This is a genomic window from Diaphorobacter nitroreducens (assembly GCF_002214645.1).
Classification (GTDB): domain Bacteria; phylum Pseudomonadota; class Gammaproteobacteria; order Burkholderiales; family Burkholderiaceae_C; genus Diaphorobacter; species Diaphorobacter nitroreducens.
The window spans coordinates 2,598,750-2,624,918 of sequence record NZ_CP016278.1 but is presented as its reverse complement, the minus strand read 5'-3'; the positions used below and the strand labels follow the sequence as shown (position 1 = coordinate 2,624,918).

General features: G+C 65.5%; 27 protein-coding genes and 1 riboswitch. Of the genes, 19 read left to right on the top strand and 8 right to left on the bottom strand.

The window, feature by feature from the left end; all coding sequences use genetic code 11:
* The first annotated feature begins 152 nt into the window (after positions 1–152).
* The 6 genes from BA022_RS12260 (at position 153) to BA022_RS12235 (ending at position 5,491) form a co-directional block, all read left to right on the top strand.
* Positions 153–1,091 carry a LysR family transcriptional regulator gene (locus BA022_RS12260; protein WP_011804061.1) on the top strand — a complete coding sequence of 313 codons (939 nt, stop codon included), beginning with the start codon at positions 153–155 and terminating at the stop codon, positions 1,089–1,091.
* Positions 1,092–1,272: 181 nt separating this feature from the next.
* Complete coding sequence (locus BA022_RS12255; protein WP_088887661.1) at positions 1,273–2,163, top strand: amino acid ABC transporter substrate-binding protein; 891 nt, start codon at positions 1,273–1,275, stop codon at positions 2,161–2,163.
* Positions 2,164–2,285: 122 nt separating this feature from the next.
* Positions 2,286–3,185, top strand: a complete 900-nt coding sequence (locus tag BA022_RS12250) for a transporter substrate-binding domain-containing protein (protein WP_012655608.1) — start codon at positions 2,286–2,288, stop codon at positions 3,183–3,185.
* Positions 3,186–3,305: 120 nt separating this feature from the next.
* Complete coding sequence (locus BA022_RS12245; RefSeq protein ID WP_011804064.1) at positions 3,306–4,058, top strand: amino acid ABC transporter permease; 753 nt, start codon at positions 3,306–3,308, stop codon at positions 4,056–4,058.
* A 1-nt stretch (position 4,059) separates the two neighbouring features.
* On the top strand, positions 4,060–4,731 hold the full coding sequence (locus BA022_RS12240) for an amino acid ABC transporter permease (RefSeq protein ID WP_011804065.1): 672 nt from the start codon (positions 4,060–4,062) through the stop codon (positions 4,729–4,731).
* Between the two features lie 22 nt (positions 4,732–4,753).
* Entirely contained in the window at positions 4,754–5,491 is a 738-nt protein-coding gene (locus BA022_RS12235; RefSeq protein ID WP_088887660.1) for an amino acid ABC transporter ATP-binding protein, read from the top strand.
* A gap of 275 nt (positions 5,492–5,766) precedes the next feature.
* On the opposite strand, the gene BA022_RS12230 is transcribed toward BA022_RS12235, so the two are convergent.
* Entirely contained in the window at positions 5,767–6,819 is a 1,053-nt protein-coding gene (locus tag BA022_RS12230; protein ID WP_088887659.1) for an ornithine cyclodeaminase, read from the bottom strand.
* 112 nt (positions 6,820–6,931) lie between these two features.
* On the opposite strand from BA022_RS12230, the gene BA022_RS12225 reads away from it, so the two are divergent.
* A complete protein-coding gene (locus BA022_RS12225; RefSeq protein WP_088887658.1) occupies positions 6,932–7,363 on the top strand; it encodes an Lrp/AsnC family transcriptional regulator in 432 nt (143 codons plus the stop codon).
* 25 nt (positions 7,364–7,388) lie between these two features.
* On the opposite strand, the gene BA022_RS12220 is transcribed toward BA022_RS12225, so the two are convergent.
* The 3 genes from BA022_RS12220 to BA022_RS12210 form a co-directional block, all read right to left on the bottom strand.
* Positions 7,389–8,045, bottom strand: coding sequence for a c-type cytochrome (locus BA022_RS12220; RefSeq protein WP_011804069.1), 657 nt, complete (start codon positions 8,043–8,045; stop codon positions 7,389–7,391).
* A 96-nt stretch (positions 8,046–8,141) separates the two neighbouring features.
* Positions 8,142–8,978, bottom strand: coding sequence for an HAD-IIB family hydrolase (locus BA022_RS12215; protein ID WP_088887657.1), 837 nt, complete (start codon positions 8,976–8,978; stop codon positions 8,142–8,144).
* Between the two features lie 17 nt (positions 8,979–8,995).
* Complete coding sequence (locus BA022_RS12210) at positions 8,996–10,621, bottom strand: peptide chain release factor 3 (RefSeq protein ID WP_088887656.1); 1,626 nt, start codon at positions 10,619–10,621, stop codon at positions 8,996–8,998.
* 138 nt (positions 10,622–10,759) lie between these two features.
* A riboswitch (S-adenosyl-L-homocysteine riboswitch) is annotated at positions 10,760–10,841 on the top strand.
* Between the two features lie 66 nt (positions 10,842–10,907).
* Between BA022_RS12210 and ahcY the strand changes: the two genes are divergently transcribed.
* The 5 genes from ahcY (at position 10,908) to BA022_RS12185 (ending at position 15,715) form a co-directional block, all read left to right on the top strand.
* The gene (gene ahcY, locus BA022_RS12205; protein ID WP_088888610.1) at positions 10,908–12,338 is read left to right on the top strand and encodes an adenosylhomocysteinase; all 1,431 of its coding nucleotides are present in this window, start codon (positions 10,908–10,910) and stop codon (positions 12,336–12,338) included.
* 112 nt (positions 12,339–12,450) lie between these two features.
* The gene (locus BA022_RS12200) at positions 12,451–13,449 is read left to right on the top strand and encodes a TlyA family RNA methyltransferase (RefSeq protein WP_088887655.1); all 999 of its coding nucleotides are present in this window, start codon (positions 12,451–12,453) and stop codon (positions 13,447–13,449) included.
* Positions 13,446–14,285: a methylenetetrahydrofolate reductase [NAD(P)H] gene (gene metF, locus BA022_RS12195; protein WP_012655616.1), complete on the top strand. Its 840-nt coding sequence runs from the start codon at positions 13,446–13,448 to the stop codon at positions 14,283–14,285. The genes BA022_RS12200 and metF overlap by 4 nt, the downstream gene beginning before the upstream one ends.
* A 70-nt stretch (positions 14,286–14,355) precedes the next feature.
* Entirely contained in the window at positions 14,356–14,979 is a 624-nt protein-coding gene (locus BA022_RS12190; RefSeq protein ID WP_228403594.1) for a DUF4124 domain-containing protein, read from the top strand.
* Between the two features lie 19 nt (positions 14,980–14,998).
* Entirely contained in the window at positions 14,999–15,715 is a 717-nt protein-coding gene (locus tag BA022_RS12185) for a septal ring lytic transglycosylase RlpA family protein (protein WP_228403592.1), read from the top strand.
* A 44-nt stretch (positions 15,716–15,759) separates the two neighbouring features.
* On the opposite strand, the gene BA022_RS12180 is transcribed toward BA022_RS12185, so the two are convergent.
* On the bottom strand, positions 15,760–16,650 hold the full coding sequence (locus tag BA022_RS12180) for a 23S rRNA (adenine(2030)-N(6))-methyltransferase RlmJ (RefSeq protein ID WP_088888608.1): 891 nt from the start codon (positions 16,648–16,650) through the stop codon (positions 15,760–15,762).
* Positions 16,651–16,865: 215 nt separating this feature from the next.
* Here BA022_RS12180 and BA022_RS12175 point away from each other — a divergent pair, with 215 nt between their 5' ends.
* From BA022_RS12175 to erpA, 6 genes are all read left to right on the top strand, one after another.
* A complete protein-coding gene (locus BA022_RS12175) occupies positions 16,866–18,365 on the top strand; it encodes a serine/threonine protein kinase (RefSeq protein ID WP_228403589.1) in 1,500 nt (499 codons plus the stop codon).
* A gap of 539 nt (positions 18,366–18,904) precedes the next feature.
* The gene (gene rplM, locus BA022_RS12170; RefSeq protein ID WP_011804079.1) at positions 18,905–19,333 is read left to right on the top strand and encodes a 50S ribosomal protein L13; all 429 of its coding nucleotides are present in this window, start codon (positions 18,905–18,907) and stop codon (positions 19,331–19,333) included.
* A gap of 10 nt (positions 19,334–19,343) precedes the next feature.
* Positions 19,344–19,736: a 30S ribosomal protein S9 gene (gene rpsI / locus BA022_RS12165; RefSeq protein WP_011804080.1), complete on the top strand. Its 393-nt coding sequence runs from the start codon at positions 19,344–19,346 to the stop codon at positions 19,734–19,736.
* Between the two features lie 139 nt (positions 19,737–19,875).
* Positions 19,876–20,592, top strand: coding sequence for a DUF6776 family protein (locus tag BA022_RS12160; RefSeq protein WP_012655620.1), 717 nt, complete (start codon positions 19,876–19,878; stop codon positions 20,590–20,592).
* A gap of 54 nt (positions 20,593–20,646) precedes the next feature.
* Positions 20,647–21,045 carry a bactofilin family protein gene (locus BA022_RS12155; protein ID WP_011804081.1) on the top strand — a complete coding sequence of 133 codons (399 nt, stop codon included), beginning with the start codon at positions 20,647–20,649 and terminating at the stop codon, positions 21,043–21,045.
* A gap of 60 nt (positions 21,046–21,105) precedes the next feature.
* Positions 21,106–21,480, top strand: coding sequence for an iron-sulfur cluster insertion protein ErpA (erpA, locus tag BA022_RS12150; protein WP_011804082.1), 375 nt, complete (start codon positions 21,106–21,108; stop codon positions 21,478–21,480).
* Positions 21,481–21,542: 62 nt separating this feature from the next.
* Here the strand turns inward: erpA and BA022_RS12145 are convergent, their stop codons facing one another.
* Positions 21,543–22,664, bottom strand: a complete 1,122-nt coding sequence (locus tag BA022_RS12145) for an anhydro-N-acetylmuramic acid kinase (RefSeq protein ID WP_088887653.1) — start codon at positions 22,662–22,664, stop codon at positions 21,543–21,545.
* A 12-nt stretch (positions 22,665–22,676) separates the two neighbouring features.
* A complete protein-coding gene (locus tag BA022_RS12140) occupies positions 22,677–24,041 on the bottom strand; it encodes a M23 family metallopeptidase (protein WP_011804084.1) in 1,365 nt (454 codons plus the stop codon).
* 193 nt (positions 24,042–24,234) lie between these two features.
* On the opposite strand from BA022_RS12140, the gene tyrS reads away from it, so the two are divergent.
* A complete protein-coding gene (tyrS, locus tag BA022_RS12135; RefSeq protein WP_088887652.1) occupies positions 24,235–25,467 on the top strand; it encodes a tyrosine--tRNA ligase in 1,233 nt (410 codons plus the stop codon).
* 70 nt (positions 25,468–25,537) lie between these two features.
* On the opposite strand, the gene BA022_RS12130 is transcribed toward tyrS, so the two are convergent.
* On the bottom strand, positions 25,538–25,966 hold the full coding sequence (locus BA022_RS12130; protein WP_088887651.1) for a bacteriohemerythrin: 429 nt from the start codon (positions 25,964–25,966) through the stop codon (positions 25,538–25,540).
* Positions 25,967–26,169 lie beyond the last annotated feature (203 nt).

Below are 26,169 nucleotides of genomic sequence, written 5' to 3'. Positions count from 1 at the left end.
TCGAAGGATTGCGCTGTGGGCGCGAGAGGGCCTATTTTGCAATCAAACGTACGGTGCTCCGCCGCAGGGTGTTCCCCAGGAGGGCGCTGGGGCGGCCCAGTCGCGCTCAACAGGGGGAGAAGGCCTGCCTGGGCGCATCGATAATGCGAGCCATGGAAACCAAATGGCTCGAAGACTTCGTCAGCCTGGCAGAAACGCGCAGCTTCAGCCGCTCGGCGCAATTGCGCCATGTGACACAGCCCGCCTTTTCGCGGCGCATTCAGGCGCTGGAGGCCTGGGCCGGCACCGATCTGGTGGACCGCAGTTCCTACCCCACGCGGCTGACGGCCGCGGGCAACACGCTGTACGACCAGGCGCTGGAGGTGCTGCAGGCGCTGCAGAACACGCGCGCCATGCTGCGCGCGCACACCAGCGCGGGCACCGACATGATCGAGTTCGCCGTGCCGCATACGCTGGCGTTCACTTTTTTCCCGGCCTGGGTGTCGGCGCTGCGGGCGGACTTCGGCCCGCTCAAAAGCCGACTGATCGCCCTGAATGTGCACGACGCGGTGATGCGCCTCGTGGAGGGCGGCTGCGATCTGCTCATCTCCTACCACCACCCATCGCAGCCCCTGCAACTGGACCCGGACCGTTACGAGATGGTGACGCTGGGGCAGGAGGTCCTGGCCCCCTACGCCAAGGCGGGCGCTGATGGTCAGCCGCTGTTTTGCCTGCCGGGCCGGCCTGGCGAGCCGCTGCCCTACCTGGGGTATGCGCCGGGGGCCTACTTGGGGCGCGTGACGGAGCTGATCCTCAAGCAGGCGGGGACGGCCATCCACTTGGACCGCGTGTACGAAACGGATATGGCCGAAGGCCTGAAGGCCATGGCGCTGGAAGGGCACGGCGTCGCCTTCCTGCCCTACAGCGCGGTGAAGAAGGAACTGCGTTCGCGCAAACTCCTGAGCGCGGCGCCGCCCGACGCGCAGGACCTGCAGATGGTGATGGAAGTGCGCGCCTACCGCGAAAAGCCCTCGCGCAAGGAGCCTGCCAAGGGCCTGGCCCAGTCCCTGTGGACGTACCTGCAGACGCGCGCCGGACAGAACCCCATCTGACGCGAGCGCACCACACTTGGCATGCAAGTCTTGCATGCAAACCCACATCCCTGGCATTGGATTGCGTGGTCACGCGACATTACAGTCTTTGAAACTAAATGTGGCAACGCACGGTCGCACCGAAACATGGCGCGCACCTGGTGCGGAGATTGCTAAGCCATGCACAAGGGAGACCCTCTGAATGAATTGCAAGCAAGGATGGAAGGCGCTGGGCGCCGCGGTGGTGCTGTGCTGCGCCGTGGGCGCGCAAGCCCAAGGGGTGCTGGAGCGTGTGCGCGGCGGCGGACCGCTGGTGCTGGCGCACCGTGAATCGTCGGTGCCGTTTTCGTACGTGCACGAGGGCAAGCCCATGGGCTACGCCCTGGACCTGTGCCTGCATATCGCCGAAGTGGTGCGCAAGAAGACCGGCATGAAGAACATGCCGGTGCAGTTGGTGCAGGTGACACCCGCCAATCGCATTGAGATGGTGAAGACCGGCAAGGCCGATATGGAATGCGGCTCCACCACCAACAACGCCGAGCGCCGCAAGGATGTGGCCTTCACCATTCCGCACTTCATCACGGGTGCGCGCCTGCTGGTGCCCGCGGCCAGCACGGTGACGCGCATGGAGGATCTGGAAGGCAAGAAGCTCGTGTCCACCAAAGGCACGACGCCCTACAAAGCGGCCGAGCAGGCCAACCGCGAACGGCTGATGCGCATCCAGATGGTGGAGGCGCCCGACCATGAGGCCGCGGTGGTCATGGTGGAGAAGGGCCAGGCCGACGCCTTCGTGATGGACGATGTGCTGTTGTATGGCTTGGCGGCCAACCGCCCCGACCCCAAGGCGCTGAAGGTGGTGGGCCGCTTCGTCACCACTGAGCCGCTGGCGATCATGCTTCCCAAGAACGATCCCGAGTTCAAGAAGTTGGTGGACGAGGAGATGCGCCGCCTGATCGTGAGCAATGAGATCAACGCCATCTACGACAAGTGGTTCATGCAGCCCATTGCGCCTACCCACCGTGCGCTGAACCTGCCCGTGAGCTACCTGCTGCGGGACTTCTGGAAATACCCTACCGATCAGGTCCCCTTCTGAACCCACAATACGCCCCTGTCTTGAACGTGCCGCAGGGCGTGGCTTGACCGCCATCGGTTCCCCAGAACGGTCGTTCGATTTCAATACACTTCGCTTTTCGCTTCACCCACAAGGAGATATTCATGAAGAAGCATTTGCTGGCCGCAGCCATTACCGTCCTGGCCGCTGGTAGCGCGTTCGCACAGGCCAACGACACCCTGGCCAAGATCAAATCTACGGGTGCCGTGACGCTGGGCGTGCGCGAGTCCTCGGGCCTGGGCTACACCCTGGGCAACGGCAAGTACGTGGGCTTCCACACCGAGATGGGTGAGCGCATCCTGGCCGACATCCAGAAGCAGCTGGGCCTGGCCAACATGGAGATCAAGTACCAGCCGGTGACCTCGCAGAACCGCATTCCGCTGGTGACCAACGGCACGGTGGACATCGAGTGTGGCTCCACCACCAACAACACCGCGCGCCAGAAGGACGTGGCCTTCGCCGTGACCACCTACGTGGAAGAAGTGCGCATCGCCGTGAACGCCAAGTCGGGCATTACCGGCATCAAGGACCTGAACGGCAAGACCATCGTCACCACCACCGGCACGACGTCGGTGCAGACGCTGCGCAAGAACAAGCGCGCCGATGGCCTGACTTTCAAGGAAGTCATGGGCAAGGACCACGCCGACAGCTTCCTGATGCTGGAGACGGGCCGTGCCGACGCCTTCATCATGGACGGCTCCATCCTGGCGGCCAACATCTCCAAGTCCAAGAACCCTGCCGATTTCAAGATCGTGGGTGAAGTGCTGTCGGTGGAGCCCATTGCCTGCATGCTGCGCAAGGACGACCCCGCCTTCAAGAAGGCCGTGGACGATTCCATCAAGCGCCAGATCGCAGACGGCAGCCTGGCCAAGCTGTACGACAAGTGGTTCATGCAACCCATCCCGCCGGCCAACGTGAAGATCGGCCTGCCGCTGTCCGAAGCCACGAAGAACGCATGGGCCCACCCCAACGACAAGCCCATGGAGTCGTACGAAGTCAAGTAATCGGCTTGCATTGCATCGCCCCTTCGGCCTCTGGGCCCGAAGGGGCGTTTTTTGTTGTTGCGCCAGCGCCGCCATGTGCCGCCGCGGCAACACGGATCGAAGAATAGAAGGGGTGCTCCTATGAATTGGGATTGGCAGGTGTTCTGCCAGGACACCATTACCCAAGAGGTCGGTCAAAGCTGCTTCGGCAAGAACGGCGACATCACCTACCTCGACTGGATGCTGTCGGCCTGGGGCTGGACGGTATCCGTTTCCTTGCTGTCGCTGGCCGTTGCGCTGGTGGTCGGTTCACTGGTCGGCACGCTGCGCACGCTGGAAGGCCGTCCATGGACGGTGCGCCTGGGCAATGCCTGGGTCGAGCTGTTTCGCAACATTCCGCTGCTGGTGCACATCTTTGTGTGGTACCACGTGGTGCCGTCAATCTTCCCGGCCATGAAGTCGCTGCCGGGCTTCGTGCTGGTGGTGTTTGCGCTGGGGTTCTTCACCTCGGCGCGTATCGCCGAGCAGGTGCGTTCGGGGATCCAGGCGCTGCCGCGCGGCCAGCGCTATGCGGGCATGGCGCTGGGCTTCACCACGTTCCAGTACTACCGCTACGTGCTGCTGCCGATGGCGTTTCGCATCATCATCCCGCCGCTCACCAGCGAGACCATGAACGTGTTCAAGAACTCGTCGGTGGCGTTTGCCGTTTCGGTGGCCGAGCTGACCATGTTTGCCATGCAGGCGCAGGAAGAGACTTCACGCGGCATCGAGGTGTACCTGGCCGTCACGGCGCTGTACATCATCTCGGCCTTTGCCATCAACCGCATCATGGCGTTCATCGAAAAGCGCACGCGGGTGCCGGGCCTGATTGCCGCAGGCGGGGGAGGACACTGATATGAACCTGAATATCGATTGGTCCTTCTTCACCTGGGAGCTGTTCAGCAACTTCGTGATCAAGGGGCTGTACTTCAGCCTGGTGCTGACGGTGATCGCCACCGTGGGCGGCATCCTGCTGGGCACGGTGCTGGCGCTCATGCGCCTGTCGGGCAAGAAGTGGCTGGACGTGCCGGCCACCATCTATGTCAACGGCATGCGCTCGATTCCGCTGGTGATGGTGATCCTGTGGTTCTTCCTGCTGGTGCCCATGATCATCGGTCGCCCCATCGGCGCCGAGGTGTCGGCCGTGGTGACCTTCATCGCCTTCGAAGCCGCCTACTTCAGCGAGATCATGCGCGCGGGCATCCAGTCCATCCCGCGCGGCCAGGTGTTCGCGGGGCAGGCGCTGGGCATGACCTACGGGCAGAACATGCGCCTGGTGGTGCTGCCGCAGGCCTTCCGCAACATGCTGCCGGTGCTGCTCACGCAGACCATCATCCTGTTCCAGGACACGTCGCTGGTGTACGCCATCGGTGCCTACGACATGCTCAAGGGCTTCGAGATCGCGGGCAAGAACTATGGCCGCCCGATCGAGGCCTACCTGGCCGCGGCCGTGGTCTATTTCATCCTCTGCTACGCGCTGTCCTGGCTGGTCAAGCGCCTGCACAAGAAGATCGCCATCATTCGCTGAAGCGGCGTTCCAAGGAATTGCAATGATTGAACTGAAGAACGTTTCCAAGTGGTACGGCAGCTTCCAGGTGCTCACGGACTGCTCCACGAACATCCAGAAGGGTGAGGTGGTGGTGGTCTGCGGGCCCTCCGGCTCCGGCAAGTCCACCCTCATCAAGACCATCAACGCGCTGGAGCCCTTCCAGAAGGGCGAGATCTTCGTGGACGGCGTGGCCGTGCACGACCCCAAGACGGACCTGCCCAAGCTGCGCAGCCGCGTGGGCATGGTGTTCCAGCACTTCGAGCTGTTTCCCCACCTGTCGGTGACCGAGAACCTGACCATCGCGCAGATCAAGGTGCTGGGCCGCAACCCCACCGACGCCAAGGCCCGCGGCCTGAAGATGCTGGAGCGCGTGGGCCTGACGGCGCACAAGGACAAGTTCCCCGGCCAGCTGTCGGGCGGCCAGCAGCAGCGCGTGGCGATTGCGCGCGCACTGTCGATGGACCCCATCGTGATGCTGTTCGACGAGCCGACCTCGGCCCTGGACCCCGAAATGGTCGGCGAGGTGCTGGACGTGATGGTGGGCCTGGCCCACGAGGGCATGACCATGATGTGCGTGACGCACGAGATGGGCTTCGCGCGCAAGGTGAGCAACCGCGTGATCTTCATGGACGTGGGCGGCAAGATCCTGGAGGACTGCTCGAAGGAGGAATTCTTCGGCAACCCCGAGGCGCGTCAGCCGCGCACCAAGGACTTCCTCAACAAGATCCTGCAGCATTGATTCTGCACACCCCCTGAGGCGCTTCGCGCCTTCCCCCACACTCGCAGCGCTGCGCTGCAGGAGGGGGCGCAGCCGGCGGCAGGGCAGAGCCCGGCCCACGGCTGCCATGGTCCGGGGCGCGCCAGTGGGATGGGCCGTGGCCCAGGCTTGCCCGGGTGGCGTACAAAAGCAAAAGGGCAAAAGGGCAAAAGGCGCCATTGGCGCCTTTTGCTTTTATTTTGATAGCTGCTGGCGCTTGATGGATGCACGTTAGAGCCTGATTTGGCTTGAGGCGGTCAAGCCACGCGCCGCAGCCGCGTGCGGCCTTGGACGCTCGCACCGCGCGTGCGGCCGAACAGGTCCTTGGGGTCGTCTGTGGGCACCAGCTCCACATCCACGCCCAGGCCGCGCGCCTGGGCCTGCTGGTACAGGTAGCGCAGTGCGGAGTAGTCCTCCAGCGCAAAGCCCACGGAATCAAACACCGTGACTTCGTCGGCCCGCGTGCGCCCCGGCGCGTCGCCGCGCAGTACCCGCCAAAGCTCGGTAACGGGATGGTCCGCGGGCAATTGCTGGAACTCGCCCTCCACGCGGCTTTGCGGCTCGTATTCCACGACCACGCGCGCCCCGCGCAGCACATCGGGGTGCAGTTCGGTTTTGCCGGGGCAGTCGCCACCCACGGCATTCAGGTGCATGCCGGGCTCCACCATTGCGGGAGTGAGGATGGTGGCGCGGCTCTTGTCGGCGGTGACCGTGGTCACGATGTCCGCGCCGCGCACGGCCTCGGCCGTGCTGGCGGCGCGCTCCACGGTGAGGCTATCGACGTGCGCCAGGTTGTGCACCAGCTTGTCGGTGGCGGCGGTGTCGGTGTCGTACACCCGCAGTTCGCGGATGCCCAGCAACGCGTGGAAGGCCAGGGCCTGGAACTCCGCCTGTGCGCCGTTGCCGATCAGCGCCATGCGGCGGCTGCCGGGTCGTGCAAGCGCCTGCGCCGCCAGCGCCGACGTGGCAGCGGTGCGCAGCGCCGTGGTCAGCGTCAGCTCCGACAGCAGCAGCGGATAGCCGGTACGGACCTCCGCCAGCACGCCGAAGGCCATCACTGTGGGCAGTCCGCTGGCAGGGTTGCCGGGATGGCCGTTCACATACTTGAAGCTGTAGAGCGCATCGTCAGCCACGGGCATCAGCTCAATCACGCCGCGCGGGCTGTGGCTGGCCGTGCGGGCGGACTTGTCAAAAGACTCCCAACGCAGGAAGTCGGCGCGAAGCTCGGTCGCCAGCTCGGTCATGCAGCGTGCGGCACCCCGTTCATGCACGAAGGCAGCAAGGGTCGGCAAATCAATGAGGCGTGTCATGGTGTCGGTCCAACGTGTTTCCCCATTGTGGACAGGCCCTGCGCTTGCGGCCAGCCTACAAACTGCTCAATAAGCGCAGAAAACTGGCGTTTCGCCAGCAACCCGTGGCACTATGCGCAACATGGACGACGTCGACCGCGAGATCATTGCCCTGCTGCGTGCGGATGCCCGCATGCCGGTGGCGGCGCTCGCCGCACGTCTGCGCGTGGCCCGAGGCACCGTTCAGAACCGCCTGCGTCGGCTGGAGGAAGAGGGCGTCATCGTCGGCTACACCGTGCGGCTGCGCCCCGAGTCGGAGCCCCACCGGATCCGCGCCTGGATGAGCATTGCAGTGGAAGGGAACGCGGCGCCTGACGTGATTCGCGCCCTGCGTGGAGAGCCGCTGGTCGGCGCGCTGCACAGTACCAACGGCCGCTGGGACATCGTGGCCGAGCTGCATGCGCAAAGCCTGGAGGAATTCGACCTGGCGCTCACGCGCATTCGGCTCACGCCGGGCATCGCGCGCACCGAAACCAGCATCCTGCTGTCCACGTACAAGCTGTGATCGTCCCGGCCGAGCGGGCAGTGCTTCACTGCATCGACGAGACGTACGCCACCAGCGACTCGATGTCGGCGTCCGTGAGGAGCTTGGTGTTAGGCGTCATGATCGAATTGGCGCGCGTGTTTGGGCCGTCGCGGTAACGCTTGAGAGTGCTGCGCAGGTAGTCGGTCTGCTGGCCGGCAATGCGTGCGATCTGGTCGTTGCCCCGGCCCATGTCGCCATGGCAGCGAAAACAGTTCTTGCCGAAGATCTCCTGCCCCTTGGCCAGCAGCGCTGCGTCCGCCACGGGTTTGGGAGTGACGGGCTGCGCGGCGTAGAAGAGCACCATGCCGATCTTCTCGTCGCTGTTCATCGCGCGGATCATGCCTTCCATGAACTCGTAGCGGCGGCGCCCGTCTGCGAACTGCCGCACCTGCTCCAACAGATAGGCCGGGTTCTGGCCCGCGAGGTTGGGTACCGAGGGTTTGGTGCTGTTGCCTCCGTCGCCATGGCAGTTGGCGCACACCGCCGAGACCTTGCGGCCGACCTTGTAGAGCTCGTCGGCCAGCTTGGGGTCCGCCATGGCTTGCTGCAAGCGCGTGTCGATGTCCACCTTGCTGCGGCCGGCCTGGGCCATCGCCGCGGGTTGCCACGCTAGCCCGGCGAACAACGCCAGCGCCAGCATTGCGGGAATGCGCCTTGCCATGGTGTAACCCTTTTTGTGAAAAGGGTCATTTTAGAAGGCGAGTTGTGAAGCCCCGGTGGCGTTTTGGTAGTGCAACGCGCACCTGGACGGTCGATGTCAGCGATCGTTGATGGCGAGCAAGGATTGCGCAAGTTCTGCAAACCCTGCCCCGCGCTCGCCCTGCGTCACATAGCGCGGCAGATGCTGCAGTTGGGGCACGAAACGCGCAATATTGGCCACACCCACGCTGTGTGGGAAGTGCGCAAACATGAGTTGGTCATTGGTGGAGTCACCGATGTAGACCCAGCGCTCCAGCTCGGCGTCCAGATCGCGCCCGAACAGCTCGCGCACGATCCAGCGCGCACCCTCCAGCTTGTTGTGCGCGCCGAACCAGCCGTTGATGTGGATGCTGCTCACGGTGGCGTTCATGCCCGCGGCATGCATCAATGCAACCGCCTGGTCGATGGCCGCCTGGGGCAGGTGCGTGAATTCACTGTGGTCGATGGCGATGTCCGTCTCGCGCCCGGGCGAGTCGGTGGCGCGCCGGGCGCCGGGCACGGCGGCTTCAATCTCGGCCAACACCTGTTGCATGCGCGCGAAGTTGGAGGCGCGCGTGGTGGCGTCCTGTTGATACAACTTTAATAGCTGCTCGCGCTTATCGGACGGCGACTGTAGGCCATTTGGGTCAAAATTTCGGGGCGCCCGCAGCAGCGCCACCGCACCGTTCTCAGCAACGATGCTGTCCACCGGCCAGGCAGCGGCAAAGGGCTCGCTCCAGCCCACCGGCCGGCCCGTGATCGGAATGACGTGCAGCCCTGCGGCTTTCAGGTCGGCCAGCGCCTGCAGGGCATCGGCGGTGATGGCGCCGTCGGTGGTCAGGGTGTCGTCGATGTCGGTGAGCACGCCGGTGATGCGCGTGCGCGCCAACTCGTCCCATGAGGCAAGAGGGTGCATGGCGGATGGGGGTCGCGTCAACTGTTCTGCAACGCCAACCCCGCATGCTCTCGCAGCGGATGGAAATGAATCTTCGGGAACCGCTCCTGCGCCAGCCGTACGTCATATGGGCTCGTGCACAGGTAGGCCAGCGTGTCCGCCGCATCGCGCGCCATGCGCATGGGGTAGGCGTTCTCGAACTCGCGCAGTTCGGCCGGCGTGTCGGCGGTAATCCAGCGGGCTCCCGTGTACTGGCAGGCTTCCAGACGGATGTCGCAGTCGTATTCGGTGTTCAGACGGTGCTGCACTACTTCGAACTGCAGCTGGCCCACGGCACCCAGCAGCATGTTGCCGCCGGCCTCGGGCTTGAAGACCTGGATGGCGCCTTCCTCGCCCAGCTGCATCAGGCCCTGCTGCAGTTGCTTGGTGCGCAGCGGGTTCTTCAGCACCACGGTCATGAACATCTCGGGTGCGAAGAACGGCAGGCCGGTGAACTGCAGGTTGGCACCGTCGGTGATGGTGTCGCCTAACTGCACGCCGCCGTGCGTGGTGAAGCCGATGATGTCGCCGGCGTAGGCCTCTTCCACCGCCTCGCGGCGCTGGCTCATGAAGGTGACCACGCTAGTGGGGCGCAGTTCCTTGGCGGTGCGCTGCACCTTGAGCTTCATGCCGGGCGTGTACTTGCCGCTGGCCACGCGCACGAAGGCGATGCGGTCGCGGTGGTTGGCGTCCATGTTGGCCTGCACCTTGAACACCACGCCCGAAAAGCCTTCGTCTTCGGGCAGGATGGTCTTCTCGACGGTCTGCTTGTTGACGACGAGCGAGCTCTTGCGCGGGCCGGGCGCGGGCGACATGTCCACCACCGCGTCCAGCACTTCCATCACGCCGAAGTTGTTCACGCCCGAGCCGAAAAACACCGGTGTGAGCTTGCCGGCCAGGAAGGCTTCATGGTCCCAGGGCGCCGAGGCGCCTTGCGCCAGCTCCATGCTTTCCAGTGCGTCGTCAAAGGCCTGACCGAAGCGCGCGCGCAGCTTGTCGGCATCGGCCAGCGGAATGACCTCGAAATCCTGCGGGCGCTTTTCGCTGCCGGGCTGGAAGACCGTCATGCTTTGCGTGCGCAGGTTGATGATGCCGCCGAAGCTCTTGCCCTGGCCCACGGGCCAGGTGATGGGGCAGCAGGGCATGCCCAGCTCGCGCTCCACCTCGTCGAGGATGTCGAGCGGGTCGCGCACCTCGCGGTCCATCTTGTTGACGAAGGTGATGATGGGCGTGTCGCGCTGGCGGCAGACTTCGATCAGGCGGCGCGTCTGCGCCTCCACGCCGTTGGCCGCGTCGATCACCATCAGGGCCGAATCGACGGCCGTGAGCACGCGGTAGGTGTCCTCGGAGAAGTCCTTGTGGCCCGGCGTGTCCAGCAGGTTGATCACATGGTCGCGGTAGCTCATCTGCATCACGCTCGATGCCACCGAAATACCGCGCTGCTTCTCGATCTCCATCCAGTCGGAGGTGGCGTGGCGGCTGGCCTTGCGGCCCTTCACGGCGCCGGCGATCTGGATGGCGCCGGAGAACAGCAGCAGCTTTTCCGTCAGCGTGGTCTTGCCGGCGTCGGGGTGGGAGATGATGGCAAAAGTCCGGCGGCGCCGGGTTTCTGGGGCGTACGACACAGTGATTCTGGGTGAGGGCCGTGCGGTGCGCGACGGCCGGTGCGAGAAGAGGCGGGCGCACCCTGCGGGAGCGCCCTGGCATTGGGCGGGGATTCTACGGCGCGGCGCGTGGCGCGGGGGCACCGGTATAATCTTGCACTTTCCGAGGAGCGTTGCAGCGTCCCCAGCACGGCGGGGCGCGAGGCTCGGAAGTCATACCCAGCAACGACGCTCACCCACGCCTTGCGGTGCGGTGAGTCCCATCCCCCAGGCGCGGTTTTTTCAGATCTCCATGAAGGAAACCACCATGAGCGCTGTTCTCAAGTCCCCAGCCGACTCCGCGATTGCCGATATCTCCCTGGCCGACTGGGGCCGCAAGGAAATCCGCATCGCCGAAACTGAAATGCCCGGCCTGATGGCCATCCGCGAGGAATTCGCGGCCAAGCAGCCCCTGAAGGGCGCGCGCATCACAGGCTCGCTGCACATGACCATCCAGACGGCCGTGCTGATCGAGACCCTCAAGGCCCTGGGCGCCGACGTGCGCTGGGCCTCGTGCAACATCTTCTCCACCCAGGACCACGCCGCCGCCGCCATTGCCGCCACCGGCACGCCGGTGTTCGCCATCAAGGGCGAGACCCTGGTGGACTACTGGGACTACACCCACCGCATCTTCGACTTCGGTCCCAAGGGCAGCGAGGGCGAAGGCCCGAACATGATCCTGGACGACGGCGGCGACGCCACGCTGCTGATGCACCTGGGCAAGCGCGCCGAGAAGGACGCTTCCGTGCTGGCCCACCCCGGCAGCGAGGAAGAGCGCATCCTGTACGCCGCCATCAAGGCCAAGCTGGCCGAGGACAGCACCTGGTACAGCCGCAAGAGCGCCCAGATCATCGGCGTGACCGAAGAGACCACCACCGGCGTGCACCGCCTGAAGGAAATGTCGGCCAAGGGCACGCTGCTGTTCCGTGCGATCAACGTGAACGATTCGGTGACCAAGAGCAAGTTCGACAACCTGTACGGCTGCCGCGAATCGCTGGTGGACGGCATCAAGCGTGCCACCGACGTGATGATCGCCGGCAAGGTGGCCGTGGTGGCGGGCTATGGCGACGTGGGCAAGGGCTCGGCCCAGGCGCTGCGCGCCCTGAGCGCCCAGGTGTGGGTGACCGAGATCGACCCCATCAACGCCCTGCAGGCTGCCATGGAAGGCTTCAAGGTCGTGACCATGGAGTGGGCGGCCGACAAGGCCGACATCTTCGTGACCACCACCGGCAACCGCGACGTCATCACCTTCGAGCACATGAAGGCGATGAAGGACCAGGCCATCGTGTGCAACATCGGCCACTTTGACAACGAGATCCAGGTCGCCAAGCTGGAAGAGCACTGCCAATGGGAAGAGATCAAGCCCCAGGTGGACCACGTGATCTTCCCGGACGGCAAGCGCATCATCCTGCTGGCCAAGGGCCGCCTGGTGAACCTGGGCTGCGGCACGGGCCACCCCAGCTTCGTGATGTCCAACTCGTTCGCCAACCAGACCATCGCGCAGATCGAGCTGTTCACCCACCCCGAGGGCTACGACGTGGGCAAGGTCTACGTGCTGCCCAAGCACCTCGACGAGAAGGTGGCGCGCCTGCACCTGAAGAAGGTCGGCGCCATGCTGACCGAGCTGAGCGACGAGCAGGCCGCCTACATCGGTGTGCCGAAGCAGGGCCCCTACAAGCCCGACACCTACCGCTATTGATTGTCAAAAAGCATAGCTGCTTGCGCTTGCCAGTAGCCGTTTTCAGTATGAAATATTGCTGAAAATGGCTCGCTGCAAGCGCTGCCAGCTATCGATATGAGAGGACAGCGCGATGCGCGCGGACGTATTTCTGGTGGAGGGCGGCTACGCGGCCACCCGGTCGCAGGCCCAGCGGTTGATTGCCGCCGGCGTGCAGTGGCGCCTGGCGCCCACGCTGCCGTGGCAGAAGGTGGCCAAGAACGGCGACGACATTCCCGCGGGGGTCGAGGTGCAGCTGCTGGACGCTGCGGAGGCCAAGTACCTCTCGCGCGGCGGCCTCAAGCTTGAAGGTGCGCTGGCGGCCACGGGCCTGCAAGTGGCTGGCCTGCGCTGCCTGGACGTGGGGCAGAGCACCGGCGGTTTCACCGACTGCCTGCTGGCACATGGCGCTGCCCAGGTGATTGGCGTGGACGTGGGCCACGGCCAGTTGCACGAGCGGCTGCGCGCCGACCCGCGGGTGGTCTGCGTGGAAGGCGTGAATGCCCGGGCCCTCACGCCCGAGGCGCTGCAGAACGCCTGCGACGTGGCGCTGTCCGAAGTCATCGAGGACGCGGAAGACAACGACACCCAGCCCCAGGCCCCCTACGCCTGGATGCGCAACGGCGGCATGGTGGACGATGAGTACGACGACAGCGACGACGCCAAGGAGCATGAGATCGAGAGCTTCAAGGCTGAGCGCGCCGCCAAGGCCAAGGCACGCGCCGATGGCTCATTGCCCGTGCAGCGCCGCCGCCGCCCCGGGTGCGAGGACGTGGACATCACGCCGGCGTTCGACCTCGTCACCGGCGACCTGTCCTTCATCTCGCTCACGCTGGTGCTGCCTGCGCTGGTGCCGCTGTTGAAAGAGGAGGGCCAGCTGCTGATGCTGGTCAAGCCGCAGTTTGAGTTGCAACCCGGCCAAGTGGGCAAGGGCGGCATCGTGCGCGATGCGCAGCTGTATCCGCAGGTGGAGCAGCGCATCCGAGACTGCTGCACGGAGCTGGGGCTGCACGTGGTGGCCTGGATCGATAGCCCCATCGAGGGGGGCGACGGCAACCGCGAGTTCTTCATCCATGCAAGGAGGAAGGCATGAGCCTTTCCACGGCCTTTCCGGTCAGCTTTGAATTCTTCCCGCCCAAGACGCCCGAGGGCGCCGACAAACTGCGCGCCGTGCGCCAGCAGCTGTATGCCCGCCGGCCCGAGTTCTGCTCCGTCACCTACGGCGCGGGGGGCTCCACGCAGGCGGGCACCTTCGGCACGGTGCGCGAGATCCTCGCCGAGGGCGTGAGCGCGGCCTCGCACTTCTCGTGCATCGGCGCCACCAAGGACGGCGTGCGCGCGCAGCTCGCCGAGCTGAAAGCCATGGGCGTGAAGCGCCTGGTTGCGCTGCGCGGCGACCTGCCCAGTGGCTACGGCATCGGGGGCGAGTTCCATTACGCGAGCGATCTGGTGGCGTTCATCCGCGCCGAGACGGGGCGCGACTTCCACATCGAGGTGGCGGCCTACCCCGAGGTCCATCCCCAGGCTCGTTCGTCGGATGCCGACCTGCAGGCCTTTGCCACCAAGGTGCGCGCGGGCGCCGACTCGGCCATCACACAGTACTTCTTCAATGCCGACGCCTACCTGCGCTTCGTGCAGGACGTGCGCCGCCTGGGGCTGGACGTGCCCGTGGTGCCGGGCATCATGCCGATCATGGGCGCGTCGCAGCTGCTGCGCTTTTCGGACGCCTGCGGCGCCGAGATCCCGCGCTGGATCCGCCTGCGCCTGCAGGGCTATGGTGACGATGTGGCGAGCATTCGCGCCTTCGGCCTGGATGTCGTCACGCACCTGTGCGAGCAACTGCGCCGCGAGGGCGTGCCGGGCCTGCACTTCTACACCATGAACCAGAGCGCGGCCACGTTGGAAATCTGCGACCGCCTGGGGCTCTGAAGCGGCGGGGGTGGGTAATATCGGCAGCTTTTTCCCGTCCTCTTCCTCCTTTCCCCTGCGCGTTTGCGGTATGAGTCCCGTCATTGCCTCCCTGCTGTTCACCACGCTGTCGCTTGCGATGGCATCGCCCGCGTCGGCGCAGACGCGCTATTCCTGTCGCGACGAGCAGGGCGCCGTCTATACCCTGGCGCGCCCCTGCCCCAAAGGCATGGTGACCACCGCCGTCTCGGCGGGACCGGTGGAGCCACGCGTCGAGCCCCGCAGCTACGCGCCCACCCCGTCCCGGCGCAGCAGTGTGATGCGCGAGGTGCCGGAATACGAGAGCTACATGAGCGGGCGCTGCCGCACGCTGCAAAACAGCATCCGCGGGGCATCGGCCAACGGCTCCAGCTACGACGTCATCGCGGGCATGCAGCGTGAATACCGGCGCGACTGCAGCGACGAGGAGAGCGATGCCGCCTCGCGCTACTACCGCGAGCGCCGCGAGGCACGCAGCCAGCGCCGCACAGAGCGCGAGCGCGAGGAACAAGCCCAACTGGCGCAGGAGGAGCAGGAAAGCCGCAAGGCGCTGCAATGCGCGGAGTCCAAGCGCATCCTGGCCGCCAAGAGAGCGCGCACCGACCTGACACCGGGTGAACGCAATGATCTGCGCCGTTTTGAGACCAACGTCATCACCCGCTGCGGCGACTTCTGACCCTTTGCACCCCGGCCGCATGGGACGGTGGTTGGTCGGCGTGCTGTTGGCGGCCGTGCTGGCGGGTTGCGCAGCGCCACCCGCCGATGCGCCCTCTGTAGTAGCACCTGGCTCGACGCAGGCGCTGCCGGGACCGGCGGACGCGCAGGCGGACAGCCCATCCGACTCCGGCGTATCGGCCTCGCCGCGGGCTCGCAAGGAGGGCAGGGTGCGCTCGGCACCGTCTTCTCCGCGTGAAGCCGATACCGCCATCGAGCGCGGCCGCGAAGACGAGGAAGAAAGCGGCGTGCTGCTCGGGCGCGGGCTGGCCTCCTGGTACGGCGGCAGCCTGCATGGCCGGCGCACGGCCAGCGGCGAGCGTTTTGACCGTGGGGAACTCACCGCCGCACACCGCACGTTGCCTTTCGGAGCGCGGGTATGCGTGCGCAGCCTGGTCAACGGCAAGGTGGTGGTGGTGCGCGTCAATGATCGCGGACCGTTCGCGCCAGGCCGGGTCATCGACCTGAGCCAGGCTGCGGCGCAGGAACTGGGCATGGTGGGCTTGGGCATCAAGCCCGTGGAGATCTGGCACATGGGGCCGGACGACGACAGCTGCCCCGAAGATCTGCCGGAGCTGGACCCGTCGTCCACGCCCGCAGCCTCGCCGGCCGCTGCTCCAGCGGGCGCCGCGCAAGCGCGCACAAATCAGGGCGCAGCGCGCACTACTCCCCGCAAGAGCCGGGCCCGGCGGCGCTAAACCACGGCATCCCAGGGATCGTGCGGGCGCCGCTGGCCGGGGGCTTAACCCACCTCCAGCGTGTGGGACGCGTTGCGGTCCTGGGCCAGCAGTTGTGCCATTTGCGGCAACGCCTCGCGCAGCACGCCCTGCAGCGTGAAGGGAGGGTTGACCACGAACATGCCGCTGGCCGGCAGGCCGGGCCGGCGCGCGCCTTCGGCGTCCGCAGGGGAGGCCAGTTTGCTGGATTTCACGGTCAGCGTCGCATGCAGCCAGGGCTTGCCCGCCTTCTGGGCCAGCGTCTTGAGCCGGCGCGGCAGATCGTGCGCCTCCGCCCGCGGAATGATGGGGTGCCAGACGGCATACACGCCGGTCGCAAAGCGCTTCAGCGCATCCTGCAACAGCGCCTGCACGCGCAGGTAGTCGCTCTTGATTTCATAGCTGGGATCGCACAGTACAAGCGCGCGGCGGGCCGGTGGGGGGATGAATTTCTTGACACCCTCAAAACTGTCCTCCTGCAGCACGGCCACCTGCCTGCCTGCTTCAAGCTGGGCTATGTTGCCTGCGAGGGAGCGGGCGTCGGTGGGGTGCAGCTCGAACAGTTTGAGCTTGTCCTGGGCGCGCAAGAGGCGCTGCGTGATGAAGGGCGAGCCGGGGTAGACGCGCGTGGCATCGCCTTGGTTGAAGGCGCGCACCATGTCCACGTAGTCCTGCAGCGCGGGTGCCAGGGCGGGAAGAGCCGCTGGCGGCACGAGACGCAGGATGCCGTCCGCGGATTCGGCGCTGGTGGAGGCATAGTCTCCGTCCAGCCGGTACAGGCCCGCGCCGGCGTGGGTGTCCAGAACGGTCAGGGCCGCGTCTTTCTGTAGAAGGTGTTGCAAGGTGGCAATGAGCACCGTGTGCTTGAGCACATCGGCGTGGTTGCCTGCGTGGAAGGCGTGGCGGTAACTGAACATGCACCCAATGGTAACCAGCGCCATCGCGGGCACAATGCGGGTCCGACTGGTACGGGAAGTGATGTTTTTGGCAGACAGGATGCGCTTTGTTGCGCGTCGGCCTGGCTGCCTGGCGCATCATGGCGTCCGCTGCGGCGTGCCGCGGTGCTTCCTCCGCTTCCTCGTTAGACTTCGCTGCCCTCGCTGATCCGCATCCCTTGTCCGCAACACCCTCCATGTCTTCGCTCCCCCCCCGCTTCACGCCCGCCAGCGTCGCGCACCACGTCGACGCCCTCCCGGCGGGCACCCGGTTGGGAGAGTTCGAGATCGTGGCGCTGCTGGGCGTGGGTGGCTTCGGCATGGTGTACCAGGCGTTCGACCATTCCCTGCTGCGTTTCGTCGCGATCAAGGAATACATGCCTGCCGCCCTGGCGGGCCGCGCGGACGGGCATTCGCTCTGGGTGCGTTCCTCGTCGGACGAGCAGTCTTTCCAGGCGGGCCTGGCCTCGTTCGTGGACGAGGCGCGCCTGCTGGCGCAGTTCGACCATCCCTCGCTGGTGAAGGTCTTCCGGTTCTGGGAAGCCAATCACACGGCCTACATGGTCATGCCCCTGTACAGCGGCTTGACCCTCAAGCAGGCGCGCGCGCACATGCGCACGCCGCCCCCCGAGGAATGGCTGCGTAAGGTGTTGTGGTCGGTCACCAGCGCGTTGCGGGTGCTGCACGAAGGACAAACGTTGCACCGCGACATCTCGCCGGACAACATCTTCCTGCAGGACCATGGCCCACCAGTGCTGCTGGACCTTGGCGCCGCGCGGCATGCGATCAGCGACCGGGACCAGAAGCACACGGCCGTGCTCAAAGTCAACTACGCGCCCATAGAGCAGTACACGGACGCGGCATCGCACCTGCACCAAGGGCCGTGGAGCGACCTGTATTCGCTGGGCGCCGTCGTGCATGGCTGCCTGTGCAACGACACGCCGCTGCCCGCTACTCTGCGTGCCATACGTGACCGCATGGTGTCGTTCTCCCGCGTAGCACGCACGGTGCGCAAGCAGTTCGGCGTGGAATACTCGCGTCCGTTCGTCGATGCGGTGTCGCAATGCCTGGCGCTGCAGCCGCAAGACCGTCCGCAATCGATCGACGCGTTCCTGCAGACGATGGGCATGACGGCTGCGCCCGCGGGACTGGACGGATTCGACTTCCGTGCCGAACTGGGCTCCATCTGGGTGGAGCCCTCGAGCAAGGATGCGCAGGGTGTCGCAGTCCCGATGATCGACCTCACGGCGATGTCGCAACCGCAGGATTCCCGGCCGCAGGCCGCCACCGTTGTGGCGGCGCCGGTTAGCGCGCCGGCAGACCTCATGGTGTCAACCGTGGAGCCTGCAACCGTGTTTGCGGAAACCGTTGCCGATGCGGGCGACACGCAGGCCTTCGCAGATACGCGCGAGATGCCGCAACATGACGCGCCGACCGGTACACGCCAACAGACGCACGCGCGCACACCCCGCCCCCAGAAGGCTGCACGCCATGCATCAGCCCCCGTGTTGCCAGAGCAGGCCATGGCGGACGGGCACGGCTGGTGTGGGGTATGGCTGCCTCCCTGGCGCTGCTGGTCATCGCCAGCAGTCCGTGGTGGGGAGGCCGGGAGAGCACGCCGCGGTATACGCCCGAAAACGAGATCATCACGGAACTTGCGTCACCAGCGCCAGCACCGGAGCCGGCAGAGGTGGTGATGGTGTCGCATGAGGCGGCGGACCCCGCGTCGGCGCCAATGGCAGTGCAGCAAGAGGCTGCGTCGGTGGCTGAGGCCCGGCCGGCGGTCGTTTCCAAACCCCGGCTTGTGCGCAAGGCTGCCGAGGCGACCGCGCCTGCCCCAGCGCCCGCGCCTGTGGTTCCGGCTCCCGAGCCAGCGCCGCCTCCCCCTGCGCCGTCACGCCCTGCGGTGCCCGCAAGGGTGCCCGGGCCTGACGAGGCCTGCGAGGCATCCAGTTTCTTTGCTCGCCCGTTGTGCATTCACGAGCAATGCCAGAAGCCGGGGCTGGCCAACCATCCCGTTTGCGTGGAAAACCGCCGCCGGCAGGAAGCCGAGGAGCGCAGGCGACAGCTTTACTCGCAGTAGGGCACTGCGCAGCGGTCGATTTTGTATAATGGCCGGCTTCGCAGCGATTTTTAGGTCCCGCGGCGAAGCGCACATCCCACCTAAGAGGCTTTCATCAGAAAAGCACCGACCGTGGAAAAGGACCGCCAAACCACCTCTAGAAAAGAGAAACTCATGTCCACATTCAGCGCAAAGCCCGCTGAGGTCGTGCACGAGTGGTTTGTGATTGACGCCACCGACAAGGTGCTCGGCCGGGTAGCCAGCGAAGTTGCCCTCCGTCTGCGCGGCAAACACAAAGCCATTTACACGCCTCACGTTGATACCGGCGACTACATCGTCATCATCAACGCCTCCAAGCTCAAGGTCACCGGCACCAAGTCCCTGGACAAGGTGTACTACCGCCACTCGGGTTATCCCGGCGGTATCACGGCCACGAACTTCCGCGATCTGCAAGCCAAGCACCCCGGCCGCGCGCTGGAAAAGGCCGTCAAGGGCATGCTGCCCAAGGGCCCGCTCGGCTACGCCATGATCAAGAAGCTCAAGGTGTACGGCGGCGCGGAACATCCGCACACCGCTCAGCAGCCTAAAGCGCTGGAAATCTAAGGAGCCTTGAATGATTGGTGAATGGAACAATGGCACCGGCCGTCGCAAGTCCAGCGTCGCCCGCGTGTTTCTGAAGAAGGGTTCCGGCAAGATCACTGTGAATGGCAAAGACATTCAGCAGTACTTCGGCCGCGAAACCTCGATCATGATTGCCAAGCAACCCCTGGCGTTGACCAACCATGTCGAAACCTTCGACATCCAGATCAACGTGCACGGCGGTGGTGAATCCGGCCAGGCTGGCGCTGCCCGCCACGGTATCACCCGCGCTCTGATCGACTACGACGCGACGCTGAAGCCCGCACTGAGCCAAGCCGGCTTCGTGACGCGTGATGCCCGTGAAGTCGAACGTAAGAAGGTCGGCCTGCACTCCGCACGCCGAGCCAAGCAGTTCTCGAAGCGCTAAGCCTCGGCCACTGCCTTGCGTTATGCTGCAGCGCCCCTGGCGTGCTGCAGACTGCAGAAACCGCCCTTCGGGGCGGTTTTTTGTTTTTGGGCGTTGCCGCGGGCGGCGACCATCCCACTGAAAGAAACGTGCACTGCCCATGCGTTACCGACTGCTGCGCCGCCGCCTCACGATCTCCGCTCCGCGCGTTACCGTGCGCAGCGCGCTTCCGTGGCCGCTGCGCTGGGCGGCCGTGGCCATCGTCCTGGGCCTGTGCGCGGCCATGACGCTGTGGGCCTTCGACCTGGGCAAACGGATCGCCGGGCTGGACGCGGGCAGCCGGGAGGAATTGCAGCGCCTTCGTGCAGAGGTGTCGCAGTTGCGCGAGCACAACCGTCTCCAGCACGAAAAGCAGGAAGCCGCGGGCAGCCTGCGCATAGCCGAGCAGGCGGCCATGGATCGCCTGCTGGAGCAACTGCGGCAACTCGAAGCCGACAACCGTAGCCTGCGGGAGGACCTGGGCTTCTTCGAGAAGCTGACCCCCACCGGCAAGCCTGGCAACCTGACCATCCGCGGGCTGCACGCCGAGACTTTGGAGGGAGGTGGGCAGTTGCGCTGGCAGGTGCTGGCCATGCAGCCCATGCGCAATGCGCCGGAATTCAAGGGCCGGCTGGAACTGCTGCTGGCGGGCACGCTGAACGGGGCGGAGTGGTCCTCCACGTCTCCAGCGGTCATCCAGCCGCTTCAGTTCCGGCAGTACCGGCGGGTTCAGGGCGTGGCGGCCCTGCCGCCGGGCGCCATGGTAAAAACCGTGACCGCGCGCTTGATGGATGGAACCTCGTTGCGCGCCGCCCAGACTTTTTCACTAGAGCCATAGGGCCCGGCTGCGGACCCGCATGGTAATGACTACTACACCCCGAGGGAATACCACATGTTTTCGCGCAAGAAGCCACCCCCGATCAAGAGCCTGATTGCGCAAGGAACGCGCGTGCAGGGCGATGTGCTGTTCGCTGACGGATTGCGGGTGGATGGCGAAGTGATCGGCGACCTGCGGTCTTCGGCTGAACCCAGCATTGTGGTGGTGTCCGAATCGGCAAAGGTGGAAGGTGCGGTGCATGCCGCCCATGTCATCGTCAACGGAACGGTGGAGGGGCCCGTACATGCTACGGAGCTGCTGGAGGTACAACCCAAGGCGCGGATCACCGGTAACGTGCATTACAAGGCCCTTGAAATGCACCAGGGCGCGGTGATTGCCGGGCAGCTCTGCCCGGCCGCGCCGCTGCTGCTGGAAGAAAAGCCCACACTGAAACTGGCGTCAAACGCACAGTGAACGGAGCGCTGGGGGGCTATGCCTTACCATCGAAACAAAGACTGACCCAAGGAGCCCTTCATGAGCGCCGTTGCCGAGAACACCACGACCGAGATGCCCGCCCCCATCCTTTTCACCGACAGCGCCGCCGCCAAGGTGGCCGAGTTGATTGCCGAAGAAGGCAATCCTGACCTCAAGCTGCGGGTCTTCGTGCAGGGCGGGGGATGCTCGGGCTTCCAGTATGGTTTCACATTTGATGAAATCACGAACGAAGACGACACCACCATGACCAAGAACGGTGTGTCACTGCTCATCGATGCCATGAGCTACCAATACCTGGTGGGTGCAGAGATCGACTACAAGGAAGACCTGCAGGGTGCGCAGTTCGTCATCAAAAACCCGAATGCCGCCTCGACATGCGGCTGCGGCTCCAGCTTCTCCGTGGAAGACCACTGACGCACAGCCCATGAGAATCCGCCGCCTACGGGCGGCTTTTTTATGGCTGCGTGGCAGGTCGCTCAGGCGGGGTAGATGGCGCCGAGGATGCGCTCCCCGCGGGCGCCTGTGACCGCGGGCAAGCTGGCTGTCTGGCCGTGGACGCATTGATGCGCCAGCCACGCGAAGGCAGCCGCTTCGACCTGCAGGGGAGGCAGCCCGTGGTGATCCGAGCTTTCGACGCGAACCGTCGGCGCCAATTGCTGTAGGCGCTCCATCAGATAGCGGTTCAGTGCCCCGCCGCCGCAGACGATCAACAGCCCGCAGTCCCGTGCGTGCCGTGACAACTCCTGGACGCACGTAAGGGCCGTGTACTCAGCAAGGGTGGCCTGGACATCCTGGGGCGCGGTGCCCACGGCGCTGGCCGCAAGGCGTGTGGCCAGCCATTGCGGATGGAACAGGTCACGCCCTGTGCTCTTGGGGGGCGCAAGGGCGAGGAATGGCTCGTCCAGCATCGCCTCCAGCAGGGCGGGCAGGACATGGCCGCTGCGTGCCCAGGCGCCTTCGTGGTCGTAGGGCTGCCCCGTATGCCGCTCGCACCAGTGATCCATAAGGGCGTTGGCCGGGCCGCAGTCAAACCCCACGGTGGTCCCGTCGGCCCGCAGGATACTCAGGTTGGAAATGCCCCCCAGGTTCAGCACCGCCACGGTGCGTCCGGCTTGGCCGAACACGCCGCGGTGGAAGGCGGGCACCAGCGGCGCGCCCTGGCCGCCCGCCGCCACGTCCCGGCTGCGGAAGTCGGCCACGACGGTAATGCCGGTGATTTCGGCCAGCAAGGCGGGCTGGTTGAGTTGCAGCGTGTAGCCCGTGCCATCGAACGCCTGCGGCCGGTGGCGCACCGTCTGCCCATGCGCGCCCAGGGCCTGCACCGCGGCCGCCGTGAGGCCCGCTTGGTCCAGCAGACGGTGGACTACCTTCGCATAGGTACGCGCCAGCGCATTCGCGGCGAGCGCCGCGCGGTGCAGTTCGTCGTGGCCGGTGCTGTTGAGAGCGAGGAGTTCTGCTCTTAAATCAGGAGCTAGTGGCGCTGATGCATGCTGGGCTACAGCGCATTTTTGGCCTGAAAAATGCGCGAGCACACCATCCACGCCGTCCAGCGACGTGCCCGACATCAGCCCGATGAACCACCGTGGCGGCGTATCCATGGGCGAAGGGCGTTACTCGGCGCTGGCTTGCAGGATCTGTGCGGCGGAGGACAGCTGCACGCGCATGTTGCCGGCCAGGCGGTCGAATGCCGGACGTGCGGCGGCCGAGACCGGCTGGGCTGCCTCGCTCTGGCGCGCAATAACCATCGGGTCCTTGTGCTCGCCCGCGACGCGGAATTCGAAGTGCAGGTGCGGGCCCGTGGCCCAGCCGGTGGAGCCCACGGCGCCAATCTTCTGGCCCTGCTCTACGCTTTCGCCCTTGCGCACGTCGATGCGGCTCAGGTGCGCGTAGACGGTGACGTGCTGGTTGCGGTGCTTGATGTACACCACGTTGCCGTAGCCGTTCTGCACGCCGGCGAAATCCACCACGCCGTCGCCTACCGTGCGTACGGAAGTACCGGTCGGCGCCGCGAAATCGGTACCCAGGTGCGCGCGCCAGGTCTTGTGAATGGGGTGGAACCGCATCGCAAAGCCGCTGGAGACGCGGGAGAACTCGACCGGCGACGACAGGTAGGCGCGGCGCATGCTCTCGCCGTCCAGCGTGTAGTACGAGCCCTTGGTGGCTCCCGGCTCCTGGAACCAGACGGCGCTGTGGGTCTTGTCGCCATTGTGGAACTCGGCGCTCAGCACGCGGCCGCTGCGCAGGGGCTCGCCATCTGCCTCCAGGGTTTCATACACCACCGAGAAGCGGTCTTCCTTGCGCAGGGCGCGCCGGAAATCGATGTCACCGGAGAACACCTCTGCCAGCTGCACGGCGACGGCGTCGGGAATGTTGGCGGCATCCGTTGCCGCAAACAGCGAACTGCGGATGATGCCGCCCGCCAGGCGGCTGCCCACCGTCAGCGGCGCCGTCTCGATGCGCGAGGCGAAGCTGCCGTCCTGCTGGCGCTCGACCACCAGGCGCTTGAAGCTCCCGCTGTCGTCGGGGGCCCAGCGCGCCGTCAGGCGGGTGAGGCGGTGATCGTCGGTCGTCTCGGCGGACATCGAGCGGCCGGTGCGTCCCAGCAGGTTCTGCCGCACGTTGGCGTCACTGCGCAGGAAGGCCGAAGCCGCGGGGTCTGCCACGCCCAGGCGCTGCAGGATGCTCTCGGCGGTATCGGCGCTGCGGGTGACGTCGGAGCGGTACAGCGCGTACTGCGGGATGTCCACCAGCGACGACAGCGGTTCGTCTGCCGCCAGCGACTGCACAGCCTGGGTGACGGTGCGCACGGGCAGGTCGGCCGGGTCGGGCGCGAACGAAGCCACTGCGAAGGCACCGCCGCCGCCGGTGAGCAGCAGGGTGGCCACGGCGGCGGTGATGCGTTTTGGATGTTTCTGAACGGACTGCTTCAGTTGGTTGAGCAATACCAGGCAGGCGGTCGTCAAGCCGTTGTTCAAGAGTCTTACCCCAGGCGTCTGTGTGCTTCCAGGCCCCGGGCCAGGGGTCTTAAAGGGCGGGAGGCACTGTCAATGTCGTAGTGCAGTGGAAGGGAGCGAACGCCGGGCGTACGGGTGGCCCACTAGAATCCACGGCTGGAAAGTGCCCGGAAGTATAGTCGTTGGGGCCCTGGCGGCACCCCAAAAAACCCTCATGAATCAATCTGCTGTTACAACATTCCCGGTGACCGATGGTGTAGGACGGGCGCTTGAAGTCTCCCTGCGCGGGGTCGACGAGCTTCTGCCCCAAGAAGAATGGACCCAGAAACTGGCGCGTTCGGAGGCCACGGGCCAGCCGCTGCGCATCAAGCTCGGGCTGGACCCCACGGCGCCGGACATCCACCTGGGCCATACGGTGGTGCTCAACAAGATGCGCCAATTGCAGGACCTGGGCCACCAGGTCATCTTCCTGATCGGCGACTTCACCACGCTGATCGGCGACCCATCGGGCCGCAACAGCACGCGCCCGCCCCTGACGGCCGAGCAGATCAAGGTCAACGCCGAAACCTACTACACCCAGGCGGCCAAGGTGCTGGACCCTGCACGCACCGAGATCCGCTACAACAGCGAGTGGTGCGACCAGTTGGGTGCGCGCGGCATGATTCAGCTGTCGGCCAAGTACACCGTGGCACGCATGATGGAGCGCAACGATTTCCACCAGCGCTTCACCGACGGCAGCTCCATCAGCCTGCACGAGTTCCTCTACCCGCTACTGCAGGGCTATGACTCGGTAGCGCTCAGGAGCGACCTGGAGCTGGGCGGCACCGACCAGAAGTTCAACCTGCTCATGGGACGCCATCTGCAGCAAGAATGGGGGCAGGAGCCGCAGTGTGTGCTCACCATGCCGCTGCTGGTGGGGCTGGATGGCGTGGACAAGATGTCCAAGTCCAAGAACAACTACATCGGCATCACGGAGGACGCCAACTCCATGTTCGCCAAGGTGCTCTCCATCTCGGACACCCTGATGTGGGACTGGTACACGCTGCTGTCGTTCAGGAGCCTGGACGAAATCGCCGCGCTCAAGGCCGAGGTGGCGGCAGGCCGCAATCCCAAGGATGCCAAGGTGATGCTGGCCAAGGAGATCACCGCGCGCTTTCACAGCGCCGCACTGGCCGACGCGGCCGAGCAGGATTTCATCAACCGCAGCAAGGGCGGCATCCCCGACGACATTCCCGAAGTCCGCCTGGCGGGCGCGCCCCTGGGCATCGGCGCGCTGCTCAAGCAGGCCAACCTTGCGCCCTCGACCAGCGAGGCCAACCGCCTCATCGACGGCGGCGGCGTGCGCGTGGACGGCGGCGTGGTCAGCGACAAGGGCCTGAAGCTGGAAGCGGGCAGCTACGTGGTGCAGGTCGGCAAGCGCAAGTTCGCGCGCGTTATCCTGGCCTGACGCCCGGCGGGGCGCGACCGCGCTCCCGCTTTGCCAAGCCACTCCGCGCAGTGGCTTTTTTCATGCCCTTTCAGGCCAGGGCGACGGTGCGTTGCGCCTGCAGCGCCTCGCGCATGAAAGGCAGGTAGGCGCGGTCCACCTTGCAGATATGGTGCACCAGCCATTGCTTGAGGAATTCCAGCGCCTCCAGCGTGACCTCCTGCCCGCCGTCAAAGCGCGTCAGCAGATCCATGGCCTTGCGCGTGAAGCCGTCATGCTCGGCCTTATGGGCGGGAGTCTCGGCGTAGTCGTGCTGCTGGAACAGCACCTCCTCCACGATGAAGTGGTTGTGCGTGTAGTCCACCAAGCCTTCCAAAATTTCGCCCACGGCGCTGCGGCGCGGGCTCGCCGCGCTCAGTTCATCGTGCAGGGCGTTGGTCAGCGCGACCAGTTGACGGTGCTGGTCGTCGATTTCGGGCAGGCCAAGTTCCAGTTCCGCGGTCCAGGGCATGAAAGGCATACAGGGTCTTCTCTTCTGTCCATTGGTGTTGTCGGGGGCGGGGCATAGCCTGCCGACGGTCGCAGACCTTTGCGTGACAACCCATAAGGGAAGACCATGTCATTCGCATGGATTTGCATGGGCCTTGATCTTCGTCAGACGAAGCGCCCGGCTGCGTGAGCGGTTTGCCACGCATTCCTGTGCAAAAAAAGCCAAACGCGCCC

Excerpts from the sequence above, each read along its gene's own strand:
- metF (WP_012655616.1), top strand. The coding sequence starts at position 13,446 with ATGAGCCTTTCCACGGCCTTTCCGGTCAGCTTTGAATTCTTCCCGCCC.
- BA022_RS12130 (WP_088887651.1), bottom strand. The coding sequence starts at position 25,966 with ATGCCTTTCATGCCCTGGACCGCGGAACTGGAACTTGGCCTGCCCGAA.
- erpA (WP_011804082.1), top strand. The coding sequence starts at position 21,106 with ATGAGCGCCGTTGCCGAGAACACCACGACCGAGATGCCCGCCCCCATC.
- rplM (WP_011804079.1), top strand. The coding sequence starts at position 18,905 with ATGTCCACATTCAGCGCAAAGCCCGCTGAGGTCGTGCACGAGTGGTTT.
- BA022_RS12215 (WP_088887657.1), bottom strand. The coding sequence starts at position 8,978 with ATGCACCCTCTTGCCTCATGGGACGAGTTGGCGCGCACGCGCATCACC.
- BA022_RS12225 (WP_088887658.1), top strand. The coding sequence starts at position 6,932 with ATGCGCAACATGGACGACGTCGACCGCGAGATCATTGCCCTGCTGCGT.
- BA022_RS12235 (WP_088887660.1), top strand. The coding sequence starts at position 4,754 with ATGATTGAACTGAAGAACGTTTCCAAGTGGTACGGCAGCTTCCAGGTG.
- BA022_RS12155 (WP_011804081.1), top strand. The coding sequence starts at position 20,647 with ATGTTTTCGCGCAAGAAGCCACCCCCGATCAAGAGCCTGATTGCGCAA.
- BA022_RS12180 (WP_088888608.1), bottom strand. The coding sequence starts at position 16,650 with ATGTTCAGTTACCGCCACGCCTTCCACGCAGGCAACCACGCCGATGTG.
- rpsI (WP_011804080.1), top strand. The coding sequence starts at position 19,344 with ATGATTGGTGAATGGAACAATGGCACCGGCCGTCGCAAGTCCAGCGTC.
- BA022_RS12220 (WP_011804069.1), bottom strand. The coding sequence starts at position 8,045 with ATGGCAAGGCGCATTCCCGCAATGCTGGCGCTGGCGTTGTTCGCCGGG.
- BA022_RS12245 (WP_011804064.1), top strand. The coding sequence starts at position 3,306 with ATGAATTGGGATTGGCAGGTGTTCTGCCAGGACACCATTACCCAAGAG.
- BA022_RS12255 (WP_088887661.1), top strand. The coding sequence starts at position 1,273 with ATGAATTGCAAGCAAGGATGGAAGGCGCTGGGCGCCGCGGTGGTGCTG.
- BA022_RS12160 (WP_012655620.1), top strand. The coding sequence starts at position 19,876 with ATGCGTTACCGACTGCTGCGCCGCCGCCTCACGATCTCCGCTCCGCGC.
- tyrS (WP_088887652.1), top strand. The coding sequence starts at position 24,235 with ATGAATCAATCTGCTGTTACAACATTCCCGGTGACCGATGGTGTAGGA.
- BA022_RS12260 (WP_011804061.1), top strand. The coding sequence starts at position 153 with ATGGAAACCAAATGGCTCGAAGACTTCGTCAGCCTGGCAGAAACGCGC.
- BA022_RS12230 (WP_088887659.1), bottom strand. The coding sequence starts at position 6,819 with ATGACACGCCTCATTGATTTGCCGACCCTTGCTGCCTTCGTGCATGAA.
- ahcY (WP_088888610.1), top strand. The coding sequence starts at position 10,908 with ATGAGCGCTGTTCTCAAGTCCCCAGCCGACTCCGCGATTGCCGATATC.
- BA022_RS12200 (WP_088887655.1), top strand. The coding sequence starts at position 12,451 with ATGCGCGCGGACGTATTTCTGGTGGAGGGCGGCTACGCGGCCACCCGG.
- BA022_RS12185 (WP_228403592.1), top strand. The coding sequence starts at position 14,999 with ATGGGACGGTGGTTGGTCGGCGTGCTGTTGGCGGCCGTGCTGGCGGGT.
- BA022_RS12145 (WP_088887653.1), bottom strand. The coding sequence starts at position 22,664 with ATGGATACGCCGCCACGGTGGTTCATCGGGCTGATGTCGGGCACGTCG.
- BA022_RS12175 (WP_228403589.1), top strand. The coding sequence starts at position 16,866 with ATGTCTTCGCTCCCCCCCCGCTTCACGCCCGCCAGCGTCGCGCACCAC.
- BA022_RS12240 (WP_011804065.1), top strand. The coding sequence starts at position 4,060 with ATGAACCTGAATATCGATTGGTCCTTCTTCACCTGGGAGCTGTTCAGC.
- BA022_RS12190 (WP_228403594.1), top strand. The coding sequence starts at position 14,356 with ATGAGTCCCGTCATTGCCTCCCTGCTGTTCACCACGCTGTCGCTTGCG.
- BA022_RS12250 (WP_012655608.1), top strand. The coding sequence starts at position 2,286 with ATGAAGAAGCATTTGCTGGCCGCAGCCATTACCGTCCTGGCCGCTGGT.